This is a genomic window from Enterococcus sp. AZ015, from assembly GCF_050499225.1.
Lineage (GTDB): Bacteria > Bacillota > Bacilli > Lactobacillales > Enterococcaceae > Enterococcus_D > Enterococcus_D entomosocium.
Map to the genome: position 1 here is coordinate 1,570,001 of NZ_JBMHEX010000001.1, position 12,615 is coordinate 1,582,615.

Genomic DNA, 12,615 nt, shown 5'->3' on the forward strand with positions numbered 1-12,615 from the left:
GTGGTGGCGATAGCAAGAAGGATACACCTGTAACCATGCCGAACACAGAAGTTAAGCTTCTTAGCGCCGATTGTAGTGAAGGGTTTCCCTTTGTGAGAGTAGGACGTCGCCACGCAGTCAAACACATGTCTTCATTGACATGTGTTTTTTTGTTATTACAACGATGTATCATTTTACTAAAAACAATCACTTAAAATAACTTTTTATGGAAAAAAATGATACACTAGTAGTGAAGTATTTTTAGGAGGGATCATATGACTGACGATGCCAAAAAAGAACAAAATGTTGTTCAAGATCAAGACGTTGTTTCAGTTTCAACGAATGAAGAAGTATCCTTTGGCGATATAAAACAAGTGGCCTCAAAAAATATAGGTCAGATGCTGCAAGACCTGCAAGATTTTGAAGTCGCGATCGAAAAAGAGGATATTCCTGAAATTTATCGTATATATAATGGTCGATTACACAAACAGTTAAAAGAAACATCAAATCAAAATCATGAGATTGATGAATTGTTATCAAGGAAGTTCCACGATAACTTTACCCAAGCTTTCCCATTTATGATGCATTGTGCCAAAATATCTCCTACGGTGCATTACTATAAGTTAGGAACCTATTATCATGAGCGAGCGACGATTGGTATCGATGCGAGTATTCCCGAAATTTTTGTTATCCCTGAGATAGATGAAGAATGGGAAAAGTTCCAACGAGGCAATCGTGAGATGCTGACAGCAATCGAACAGCAGATGGACAAGCTGGAAGCCAAACGGATCACTGCGTTATCAGAAGTGAAGGAAATCCAAAATCAGATCGATAAACTTACGGAAGCCGAAAATGAATTGACGGAATCAAAGGGCTTTTTCAATCGGACAAAAATCGATGAAGAACTAGAGCGTTTGACTTCTGACCGGAAAGCTCTAGAAGCCAAACGTAGAGAATGGGAAAGATATTCAAATAATAATGAAGAAGTTTTTGCTGAAAAAGAACGCCTGCAGCAGCAATATCAAACATTGCGTTTAAAGAAAGCAATCGTAGAAAAAGAATTCCGACAAATTGATACTTTTTTTGGTTCTTTTGAAGAATTCAATACTAAATTATTGGCTTTCTTAGCTCAGTATACGGGAAAGGAGCTGATTGAAATTGACGAAAGAAACACAGAAAAATCCTCTTGAACCACAACTGATGGATCAGGAAGAGACTCTAGAAGTTCAACCAGAAGAAGTCAATGAGGTCGACGAAAATTCAGCAACCAATGCGTCTACCACAGTTGATGATCGCTCTTTAGTAGAAGACAATGTAGAGGATGATTCTTTCAAATTAGTGGAAGAGGAAGAGGAAGCGGAATATGAAGATGATTACTATGCTGTAAAAGCACAAGATCATCAGCGCATCGAGTCCCTTATTGAACAAGCCGAAAATGAACTAGCTGATTTAAAATTGCGAAAATCAATCATGGAGGCTGATTTCTCCGGGTTGCTCAACCATTATCGTCATTTGATCTTAACAGAACAAGAAATCTCTGTCATTGCAAAAAAAACCTTGCTTGAGTACTATGCCTATGAATTCTTGAAACCATTAAAAGTGATTCATTTAACAGCTACCGACAATTACGATACCTGGAAGACAAAGCACTTCAATGTCCGCTTTCGTTTAACAGAAACAAAAGAACTAGAGTTTAGTTTTAAGTTAAATCCGGTCAATTCAAGTTACCAATCAAACTATTTGCCGTTGTTGACAATCAATTCAAATTCCCAGTCGGTGGTGGTCAACGATGAACAGATTTTACATCTGATCAGTCAATGGCATGCCGATAATATTTTCTCAGTCAATCAACTTTCACTGTTTAATTACGATGTAAATTTGATACTGGCTCATTTAAAAGAATTGGATTTTACTGTCTCGCCAAGTTTGATCGACAATACCCAAACCTTAGCTGTCGATATGGAAACAGATTTTCCTGTTGCAGCGGAAGTCCTTGACCAAATTTTCATCATCACGATGGAGAATCAGTCGTATGATTTTATCACAGAAAACAAAGGCGAGATCCTTGTTCTGCTTGATAAAAATCAGCGTTTGACGATTCATTTGTACACAGAATCAACGTTACTCACGATTGACTCGGATCAATGGAAGCGATCTTTATTGGATTTCTTCACAAGTTATCCGTTTTTGGTTCCGCTTGTCGTTCAAGGTGAAGAATAAATGTTCTAAATTGGTTAAAAGTGCTAGAATGGTTTTTATAACTATTCAGCACTTTTTTTGGAAGGAGCAGTATGATGATAAATAAAGCACTAGGTTTTTATGAAGGACGATCTTTAGATGATCCAGAAGTATTTATTGAAAAGGAATTTCCAATGCCAACTTGTCAGGCAAACGATCTATTGGTGGAAGTGCAAGCTGTTTCTGTGAATCCAATTGACACGAAACGCCGCCAAACAACCACTTTAAGTGAGAAATTCCATATCCAGGGATATGATGCAGTAGGTATAGTACATGAAATCGGCTCAGCAGTTAATGGCTTTGCCGTTGGTGATCGGGTGTTTTATGCTGGAACCACACAACGACCTGGTGCGAATCAAAGGTTTCAAGTCGTTGATTTTCGAATCGCAGCAAAGGCGCCAGCCGGCTTTTCTGACGGTGATCTTGCAGCTATGCCATTAACGAGTATTACGGCATGGGAATTGCTTTTTGAAAAATTTGGGTATGTGCCTGAAGAGAACGCGAATGAAGGATCAATTTTATTGGTCAATGCCAGCGGTGGTGTTGGCTCGATTGCGGCGCAACTAGCAAAATGGGCAGGATTGACAGTCTATGGCACTGCGAGTCCTAAGAACGATCAGTGGCTTAAAGACAATCAAGTGGATCAGGTACTGAATCACCGCTTGCCGTTAGCTGAACAAATCACTGAACCTTTTTCAGCCGTTGCACTTTTTTATGACGCATCTGCCTATTTGCCACAATTAACAAAAGCAATCTTGCCATTTGGCAAAGTCGGAATGATCGTGAATACGAAAGAAGCGCTAGATTTAAATCCATTTAAAAACCTCGGCATCGATTTTTATTGGGAGTATATGTTCACAAAAACAGATGCTCAGTTGATGATTGAAACACAAGGGGGCATTTTGCAACGGATCGCCTCGTTGCTCGCTGACAAAAAGATCCATACGACTGCGGTCCAAACGTTTGATGGAGGAATTACCATCGAGACCTTAAAGCACGCTACAAAAGCGGTTGAGCAAGGAACGAAAGGAAAGACAGTGATCACTGGAGGCGTCCGCTAAATGGAAGAAGAGGAAGCGATGCTGTTTTGGGATGAATTCGCGCAAGAATATGCGCAAATTCAAAGAGAATCCCAATTGAAAATCGCCGAAGAGGCAGCAGCTTTTTTGGTGGAGCAGAAAGTGTTTCCGATATCGACCTTCGTTGACTTTGCTGCGGGCACTGGTCGCTACATTTCAGCTTTTTATCCTTTTGTAGATGAGTATTACGCAATTGATTTTTCAAAAGAAATGTTAAAAATCATCGAAGAAACGATGGAAGATCCGATGAGCAAGCTCCATCTGGTTCAGCAGAGCCAAAAAGACTTTTTATCTGCAGACCAGCACTGGCCCTGTATTTTTATGGCAATGAATCCAGCAGTCAGAGACAAAGAAACCTTGCTTCAGTTTCAAAGAAAGGCCCATCAATTAATTATTCTAAGAATGATCGCAGAAGAAGAGAACGTGTTTCAGCCTTATGAAAAAAATCATTCAGCGAAGAACGATCTGAACCTAAATACTTGGTACAAGAAGTGGTTTACAGAAGAAGCGATCGATTGGCAGAGTCGGCAATTCGAGTATATTTTGAAGGAAGAGATCGATCAAGAATTATTTCATCTTTATTTTGAGGAGGAGTATTCATTGGAACAGCGGCAAGAAATGGTTCAACATGTCTTTGGTGAGGCATTGACTGTCGAAAGCCAAACGAAAATCACCTTTGAGCTTCTCTTAGCCTAGGAGAAATCACACAATAGACATTAAAAAACGAGATTCTGACATAAGATCAAGAAACAGGTACAGCAAGTAGGGTTCTGTTGACTGCTGACTGGAAACATCTTATGCTGGAATCTCGTTTTACAGTGAATTTACTACAATAAAAGGTAGACGATACTGCCTAATAACAGTAAAAAAACGACGTTAACGATAAAAAATAGCTTTTGAAACATTCCCGCTTCTTTGGGTCTGGCTTGTTTCAGTAATTTGTACCCAATCAAATTCGCCAAAGAAGCAATCAATGTACCCAAACCACCCACATTGACGCCCAAAAGAACGGCTTTTTCTAAATCGGTGAAAGGAGCAATCAAAATCGCTGCAGGAACGTTAGATATTCCTTGAGAGAGTAAAATACTACCTAAAAAAGCGCGATGTGTTTCTTGAAAATATGGTCGAATGTGATCGGTGACCAGAGGTTGGTCTTGAATATTCCCAACGATCAAGAAGAAGCAGAGGAAGGTAAGTAGTAACCGATAATCAACTTTTGCGAATAATCGTTTGTTGCTAAACCAAACCACGGCTGCGACGACGAGCACAGCGATTGAAATAGGTAGAACACTAAAAATACCAAGAATCATAAGGACAAATAATCCTGCATTGAGCAGCGCTGGCTTTTTTTCAAAGGGCTCTTCTTGCAGGGCGATTTCCAATGGAGTCTTTGGGATGAGCTGGATCGAAACAAGGAGTAATAGCAAAGAAAGTCCCACAAAGGTGCCGGTAGTCCACATGAATTGTGGCAGCGAAATCTGATAGTAAGAAAATAAAAATAGATTTTGCGGATTTCCAAATGGAAACAGGCTGCTTCCTAAATTGGCTGCCACGATCAAATAGACAGCGCCTAATAAGACACTGGTGCGCTGTTGTTCTTTCCTCGTTAAGAGTAAGTAGATGGGCAATAATGTTAAGATAGCCACGTCGTTTGTTAAAAACATCGAACTGAAGAAGCTTAGCAAGACGATTGAACGGATCAAGTCACGCAGATTGCGACTTTTTTCCACTAATTTTTGTCCAAATGCTCGTAAAAGACCAGCTTCTTCTAACCCATTGATTACTAACATCAACCCAAACAGTGATAAAATCACTTTAAAGTCAATAAATGACCAACGGAAGGTGCCGAAAAAACACGCAATGAGTGCTAGTAACAGGGAAATCGAAAATAATCGATCCTTTCGAAAAAATGCTAACATTCGTTTTCCCATAGTTCACCACCTTTCTTCTCAAGAATTTTACCATTCCCGCGCTTTAGGAACAATAAATAACGCTTTTTCCATATAACTCAAAGGCATTCAGGCAATTTTTATAGTTGACAAACGACCCATTAATTGGGAAATTAGTATGTGAAAGGTGAAGGAGGTTCAAAAATGAATGTTATGCAGCTGCTTGAAAAAAATCAGCAGGTTCATTTTCAAATTTTAGCTGTTTTTTTTCAGAACGGCTCAGAAATCTCTTACAAGAAACTTGCAAAAACATTATCCATTTCCGCACCCACTTTGCAAAAAGAACTTCAAAATCTTCATCAAAATTTAGTCGCTTTCCATGAGGATGCGGCATTGACTTATTTAGAAAATGATCAAGTACAGTTAACACTTCCGCTTGATTTCTCACTAAAAAAATTCTTTTATGCGTATCTTTCAGAAGCAATCGATTTTCAGATATTGTCGTATTTGTTTTTTCATCGAGATGAGTCAACGACGAAAATGATGTTAGAACTGATGTTGAGTGAAGCTTCATTGTTTCGTCGATTCAAAGCCATCAATCAGTTATTGAAAGAATTCGACATCCAATTAAAAAATAAAAAATTGCTTGGGGATGAAAAACAGATTCGCTTTTTCTATTATCAGTTTTTTTCACAAAGTTATCCCAATGAAGAATTGATCGCTCGCTTGAATGCACCAGCCATCAACAATTTGATTCGAGTAATCGAAAAACAGCTACAGACAACGTTTAGTCAATCCGAACGCTGGAAAGTCGGGCTGTGGTTAGGTATTATGGAAGCCCGTTTTGATTATCGTGGCTCGCAGCAGCATGAAGCATCGTATCCATTGTTGAAGTCATTGGAAAATGAAGCGATGTTCCAGCTTTTGCGGAATATATTAGGACGCTATCTCAGTCGTTTTGCCGTATCCTGGAGCGATTATGAAACGGTTTATTTCTATTTATTTTTATTAGCTGAAGGCTTGATTCGCCCTTCACTGGATGACTCCTTGCAAAAATCACTTTTCTTCCAAGAGATCGATGCGTTAAATGGGGAGCTGCTGCAGGCAATTGGTGATAGTGAGAGAAAGACTACAGAAACTTCTACGGAATTATGCGTCTTCTTGACGAGTGTGACGATCCAAGCGTTGTATATTCATGGCGGCATTATTGCCTTTGCTGAATTTCAGCCGCAAAGTGTTGCGAATGAGAGCTTGATTGAAGTGGCACAGCAAGCAATCGAACAGTTGGAGAAAAACGTAAACCAGTCCTTTTCTCTTGAGAAAAAGCAGCATTTGACCAATGAATTGCTTTTGATCCGTCAATGGATTCAAGTAAAACAGGAAAAAGCATTTACGGTCGGCATTTTGTTGACTCAATCACGATTACGCAGTGGCTTTTTGCGGCGTTTTTTGATCAAAGAATTGGCTGGCTATCCGAATATTCATTTTGAGGGGACGAAGGAGAAGGATTATGATTTATTGATCGTTGATCATTCTGAGATCTCGGAAGGCTATCGTTATAAAAAACGATTGATTTTAACAGGTGGGGCAACCCCATTTGAAGAAGAGCGGCTTCATCAAATCGTGGATGAAATACGCAATGAGAACCTTGAAAGCGAGTTGGAAAAGATATGAGAATAGTGATTATTGGAGGCTCTCATGCAGGAATTGCTGCTGCCCGTCATTTAAAAAAAGTTGACCCAAAAGTCGATGTGATAATTATTGAAAAATCAAGCGTTCTGGGTTATGTTGCTAGCAGTTTGAATTTAGTGCTGGAAGGCTACATTCAACGATTGGAAGATTCCCGAACGGCAACTGCGAGTGAGCTTCTTTCTGAAGGAATCAATGTGATGTTAAACAGTGAAGTCACAAAAATCTTTCCGCAAGAACAAACGGTTCATTTTGTCACATCAACGGAATCTTATCAGCAAGAAGACGAAGTGAGTTATGATGGCTTGATTTTGGCGATGGGATCGAGTACTTTCCGTTCGGAGTTTGCCTCAGATGTCGAAGCACATATAACGACCTACAAAACCATTGGTCAATCAAAGCAAGCGTTAGAAAAAATCGAAAGTGCGCAAACCGTGGCGATCGTTGGCGCGGGTCTGATTGGGTTTGAATTGGCGGAATCTTTAAGTGGCCAGCAAAAAGCCGTTCATTTGATTGATCGAATGGATACCCTTTTGTTCCGTTATTTTGATCAAGAAATTGCTGAAATTTTGATGGCGCGCTTTCCAGAGAACTTACAAATCTATCTTAACAGCAATGTCGCCCATACGATCAAAGACGAGAAGGGTGAATATCAGGGAATCGAGCTTTCAAACGGAACCAAGATTCGAGCTGACGTGGTCGTTTATGCCGTAAATCCGCGACCGAATGTCGCATTGGTTGAAGACTTTTTAAAACTAAATCTCGATGGCACGGTATTTACAAATGAATATTTACAAACGTCTGACCCAGCGATTTATGCAATTGGTGACCTGGTTTCGATTCCTTTCAATCATTCGGATAGCTCTTTGTATATCCCTTTAGTGACTAATGCTTATCGGACGGGGATCGTAGCTGCCACCAATTTATTGGCAAATGAACGGGGAACGACGAAAATTCCTTTTCCAAAAATGCAACGGACCGTCGTTAGTAAACTGTTTGGCTATTTCGTCAGCAGTTCAGGTATTAATGAGACCGAGGCACCGTATTACGGCTTTGAAGTAGATTCAGTGACGCAGACATTTCATTCTCGGACATTTTTCGCGACAGATGAGGATTTTGAAGTAACGTTAAAACTGATTTTTGATCAGCAAACGAAAGTGATTATGGGGGGACAAATCATTACGAGTGATCGTGGAAGTTTGGAGATCATCAATACGATCTCAACCTTGATCAATAGCAAGACGACTTTGCACCAACTAGCGACAATGGATTACTTTTTCAATCCAACCATTTCTTTCCCTTTGCACTTTTTGAATCAATTAGCCCTTGATGGCTTGTTAAAGTAAAATAATAACTCTTGATAAACCTGCGATGATCGTAGGTTTATTTTTTTTAATTACAGATAATCGGGAAAGACTATCGATTACAATCAGTGACTGGTATCGCGTATTGAAAACAGGTAGGCTTTTGTCGGAGATTGAATTCAACTGGTATCATGATTTTTTGGAAGAAGAAACTCAAAACGAAAACTATAAAACTCGTTCCACGACTAAACTGTTTTTACTCACAATTTCTTATCGATAGACGAATGGTGTTTAGGTGGAGGAGACGGCGCGTCATTTGCTTTTATCTGAAAAGTTACATCACCATTGCATCAGTAAGTGCTGGCTTTACAAGGGTTTCAATAGATGAAAATAATTGCAAATCTAAGTGATCTGTTATTGAATGATCCTCATAAAATGAATATAGTATGAGCGAGCATTTTATAATTAAAGCAATAAAATAGACAATATTGAGATAAAAATAAGTTTTCTCGCAAGGATATAAGAGAAAAACATCACATAATCCTTTTCTTTACACACTCATTTTTTCGAAATTGCGATAGGAAAGGGATTTTTAAAAAAAAATTCTTGTGATTTTAAGTGAAATACGTTACCCTATTAAAGAGAGTGAGAATCATTCTCAATAAGGGGGGCGGGGCATGTTTAAAAAAATCGGATTACTGCTGATCTTTGTTCTTCTAGTGGGTTGCTCCTTGTTGGCAGGCACCCATGAATTGTCTTTATCAGGTTTACAGCAGGGTGATCCGAATCATTGGCTTGTTTTGGTAAAAGTTAGGCTTCCACGGACGATCAGTTTGATCATTGCAGGTGGGATCATTAGTATCTGTGGAAAAATTATGCAACACATGATGCAAAATAAATTTGTGGCCTCGGAGTCGATTGGACTGACGGATAGCGCCCGTTTAGGAATTTTGCTGGTTATGCTCTTTCTACCAAATGCCTCAAATTTGATTCGCACTACAGCAGCATTTGTGTTTGCCTACGCAGGTGTGTTGTTCTTTTTATTTTTAAGCCAATTTCTACCAAAGAAAGATCCAATGATGCTGCCGTTAACAGGGGTGATGTTCGGTAATATCATCGGGGCTATCAGTAGCTTCTTAGCCTATCGCTTCCAATTGGTTCAAAATGTTTCTTCTTGGCTGCAAGGAAATTTTGCCACCATTATGGTTGGACAGTATGAACTTTTGTATTTGACGATTCCCGTTTTCGGTCTATTGTATTTCTTGGCTTATGAGATCACGATCGCCGGTTTAGGAGAAAGTGCGGCTAAGAGTCTGGGAATCAATTACTTGTTCTTGCGTTTTGCTGTATTTGCGCTGGTGGCGTTTGCTAGCAGTATCGTTTTATTGACTGTGGGGCAAATTCCTTTTTTAGGGATCGTTATCCCAAATATGATCGGCATGGTTTTTGGGGATCACTTGAAAAACAATCTGCTTTTGATCAGCTTTGCCGGAAGCGCGTTCTTGCTATTGTGTGATGTATTGGCGAGAATCGTCATCGCACCTTATGAAATGCCGGTCAGTGTTGTTGCCGGCGTACTGGGTGGCTGCTGTTTCTTGATTTTGCTTCTGGGGAGGAAATTTCGATGAAGAAAAAACTTTTTCTTTTGTTGTTTCTGATCCTTTGTGCATGTGGTGCCTATCTGACCTATAACACCTATGGAAACTGGTCATTTGCTTTTGCATTAAGGGGACGCCGAATCTTGGCTTTTGCCTTAGTTGCAATCGCCATCTCCTTTAGTACCATCACCTTACAGACACTGACAAGCAATCGCTATCTGACCCCTGGAATTTTAGGCTTGGACCAACTGTATGTTCTTGTTCAAACCCTTTGTTTCTTTTTTATCGGCGGAATTCAGATGCTGAGCCAAGAAACAGCAACGATGTTTTTGTTTTCTGTCGGCTTAACTGCCGTTCTAGGTAGCTTCTTAATTGGCTTTTTCTATCAAAAATCAGTCGCTGGGTTGTTTTTGTTATTGATGGCAGGGATGGTCTGTGGCACGATGTTCGGTAGTCTCAGCACCTTTCTGCAAGTGTTGATGGATCCAAATGAATATGATTTACTACAAGGTCGTTTGTTTGCCAGCTTTGGCAATATCAATACCCAGCATCTACTGATTGCTGCCGCGATCATTTTGCTAGGGAGTATCTGTCTGGTTCTGCTGATTCCAGAATTGAATTTGCTCCATTTAGGAAGTGGGCAAGCCAAAAGTTTAGGTGTATCTGTTCAATGGCTTCATAAAGGTGTTTTATTTTTGATTGCTTTACTGACAGGCACCGCCACTGCTTTAGTTGGTCCAGCAGTTTTTCTAGGCTTTGTGGTGGCGACGATCACCTATCAGCTTTTCCCAACTTATCGTCACGGCTGGTTGTTTTTCGGTGGGAGTTTGATTGGTTTTCTCCTGTTGGTAGGAGGTCAATTCCTAGTGGAACAGGTCTTTCAATGGCAAACGACCATCGGCACCGTGATCCAATTATTAGGCGGTATCTTCTTTATAAGCAAATTGCTGCTGGAAAGGAAAAAATCATGATCGAAACCAAAAATGTATCCAAGAATTATGCAAAAACACAAGTTTTGACGGAATGTTCTATAGCGTTGCCGGAACAGAAAATGATTGCCTTCATCGGGCCCAATGGTGCCGGAAAAAGTACCTTGCTTTCTTTAGTCAGTCGGATGTTGGATCAACGCACCGGTGATATTTATCTGGATGGAACGGAGATTCGTCAATGGAAGTCCAAAGAGCTAGCAAAAAAAATGGCTTTTTTGCAGCAAAGCAATCGCTATGCCGTCAATCTGACTGTAAGAGAGCTGGTGGCATTTGGTCGCTATCCGTATAACCGGGGGCGACAATCGGCAGCAGATGATGGGATCATTGATGACGCTTTGTCTAAGTTATCTCTAACCGAATATAGTGATCAATCAATTCATGAACTTTCTGGTGGTCAGTTACAACGAGTTTACTTGGCGATGATTTTAGCCCAAGATACAGATTATCTACTCTTGGACGAACCGTTAAACAATTTAGATTTAAAACACGCCAACCAGCTGATGAAGCTATTGACAACCTTGGTGGAAGACTATCAGAAAACTGTTGTGATCGTTTTGCACGACATTAATTTTGCAGCACGGTATGCCGATCACATCGTCGCGATGAAAGATGGTCAGATTTTTAAAGCGGCTGACACAGAGGCAGTGATTCAAGAACAATTATTAGAATCATTGTATGAGATTCCAATCAAACTGGTACAAGTGGATGGGCGGCAATTTTGCTACACCTTCCAATAAAAAATATGTTTCAAAGGAGGAAAAAATGAAAAAAATAGCAGTAAGTTTTATGAGTATTTTCGTATTAGCGGGGTTGACCGCTTGCGGCTCGAATAATACAGGGACAACAGATTCAACGGGTACAGCTCAAACCCAAGTAGAAGAAAGTACACAAACGCCGACAGAAGTCGAGATTACGGACAGCAATGGGACTGTCACTGTTCCTTATGCGCCGGAAAAAGTTGTTGTCTTTGACAACAGTGCATTAGATACGATGGATGCACTTGGCCTTGGGGATCGAATCGTTGCTGCCGCAACCAGCAATTTGCCAGATTATTTATCAGCGTATGCGGATGTTGAATCAGCAGGGGGAATCAAAGAGCCTGATTTAGAAAAAATCAATCAACTGCAGCCAGACCTAATCATTATTTCTGGTCGACAACGTGATTTCCAAGAGGAATTGTCTGCAATCGCGCCAACCGTTTTCTTAAGCGTTGACAATAGTGATACTTGGGCATCGATCGAAGCCAACATTACGACCATTGGTCAAATTTTTGGTAAGGAAGAGGAAGCGCAAGAACAACTAGCATCGTTACAAGGTCAGATTGATACCTTGAAGGAGCAAGCGCAAAATGCTGACGAGAAAGCCTTGGTTGTTATGGTAAATGAAGGCAATCTTTCTGCTTTTGGTCCAGGTTCTCGTTACAGTATCTTGTATGACACGTTTGGTTTCCCAGCAGTAGATGAGGAATTAGAGGCGTCGACACATGGACAAAGTATTTCTTATGAGTACTTGCTTGAAAAAAATCCTGATGTCATTTTCGTGATCGATCGGACAAAAGCGATCGGTGGCAATGAAAGCGAAAGTGAATTTGTTGCAAATGAAATTGTTCAAGAAACAAATGCAGGGCAAAACGATCAAGTGATTGAATTGGATGCTGCGGTTTGGTATTTAGCTGGTTCCGGATTGGAGTCGATCCAATTGATGATGGATGATGTCAAGCCAGCCGTTGAATAAATAGGTGAAAAAAATTAAGTAATAAGGGACACGCTTATCAGTTTACTGAGAAAGCGTGTCTTTTTATTCGAACTGTTTCTAGGACCTGCGACTGATTTTTGACAAGTTATCCAGCT

Annotated in this window: 11 protein-coding genes and 1 rRNA gene (1 of these 12 running past the window's edge); 11 read left to right on the plus strand and 1 reads right to left on the minus strand. The window is 40.2% G+C overall.

All coding sequences use genetic code 11. The annotated features are described in order from the left end of the window. The 5 genes from rrf to IGK85_RS07330 all read left to right on the plus strand — a co-directional run. Positions 1 to 115: ribosomal RNA gene (rrf, locus tag IGK85_RS07310) — 5S ribosomal RNA — on the plus strand; it begins 1 nt to the left of the window's first position. Between the two features lie 139 nt (positions 116 to 254). Further along, positions 255 to 1,169, plus strand: a complete 915-nt coding sequence (locus tag IGK85_RS07315; RefSeq protein ID WP_008381990.1) for a hypothetical protein — start codon at positions 255 to 257, stop codon at positions 1,167 to 1,169. Then, positions 1,138 to 2,199, plus strand: coding sequence for a hypothetical protein (locus tag IGK85_RS07320; protein ID WP_008381988.1), 1,062 nt, complete (start codon positions 1,138 to 1,140; stop codon positions 2,197 to 2,199). The genes IGK85_RS07315 and IGK85_RS07320 overlap by 32 nt, the downstream gene beginning before the upstream one ends. Positions 2,200 to 2,270: 71 nt before the next feature. Beyond that, entirely contained in the window at positions 2,271 to 3,278 is a 1,008-nt protein-coding gene (locus IGK85_RS07325) for a zinc-binding alcohol dehydrogenase family protein (protein ID WP_016619978.1), read from the plus strand. Beyond that, entirely contained in the window at positions 3,279 to 3,992 is a 714-nt protein-coding gene (locus tag IGK85_RS07330) for a class I SAM-dependent methyltransferase (RefSeq protein WP_008381985.1), read from the plus strand. Positions 3,993 to 4,123: 131 nt separating this feature from the next. On the opposite strand, the gene IGK85_RS07335 is transcribed toward IGK85_RS07330, so the two are convergent. After that, entirely contained in the window at positions 4,124 to 5,227 is a 1,104-nt protein-coding gene (locus IGK85_RS07335; RefSeq protein WP_008381984.1) for an SLC13 family permease, read from the minus strand. 162 nt (positions 5,228 to 5,389) lie between these two features. On the opposite strand from IGK85_RS07335, the gene IGK85_RS07340 reads away from it, so the two are divergent. The 6 genes from IGK85_RS07340 to IGK85_RS07365 all read left to right on the plus strand — a co-directional run bounded on the left by IGK85_RS07340 (position 5,390) and on the right by IGK85_RS07365 (position 12,499). Beyond that, entirely contained in the window at positions 5,390 to 6,859 is a 1,470-nt protein-coding gene (locus tag IGK85_RS07340) for a helix-turn-helix domain-containing protein (RefSeq protein WP_008381983.1), read from the plus strand. Then, positions 6,856 to 8,220, plus strand: coding sequence for an FAD-dependent oxidoreductase (locus IGK85_RS07345; RefSeq protein ID WP_008381982.1), 1,365 nt, complete (start codon positions 6,856 to 6,858; stop codon positions 8,218 to 8,220). Before IGK85_RS07340 ends, IGK85_RS07345 begins: the two co-directional genes overlap by 4 nt. 635 nt (positions 8,221 to 8,855) lie before the next feature. Next, the gene (locus IGK85_RS07350) at positions 8,856 to 9,806 is read left to right on the plus strand and encodes an ABC transporter permease (protein WP_008381981.1); all 951 of its coding nucleotides are present in this window, start codon (positions 8,856 to 8,858) and stop codon (positions 9,804 to 9,806) included. Beyond that, positions 9,803 to 10,747 (plus strand): iron chelate uptake ABC transporter family permease subunit, encoded by a 945-nt coding sequence (locus IGK85_RS07355; RefSeq protein WP_086299481.1) that lies wholly within the window; start codon positions 9,803 to 9,805, stop codon positions 10,745 to 10,747. The genes IGK85_RS07350 and IGK85_RS07355 overlap by 4 nt, the downstream gene beginning before the upstream one ends. Beyond that, positions 10,744 to 11,502: an ABC transporter ATP-binding protein gene (locus tag IGK85_RS07360; RefSeq protein WP_008381979.1), complete on the plus strand. Its 759-nt coding sequence runs from the start codon at positions 10,744 to 10,746 to the stop codon at positions 11,500 to 11,502. Before IGK85_RS07355 ends, IGK85_RS07360 begins: the two co-directional genes overlap by 4 nt. A gap of 25 nt (positions 11,503 to 11,527) precedes the next feature. Beyond that, positions 11,528 to 12,499 carry a siderophore ABC transporter substrate-binding protein gene (locus IGK85_RS07365; protein WP_008381977.1) on the plus strand — a complete coding sequence of 324 codons (972 nt, stop codon included), beginning with the start codon at positions 11,528 to 11,530 and terminating at the stop codon, positions 12,497 to 12,499. Positions 12,500 to 12,615: the final 116 nt, after the last annotated feature.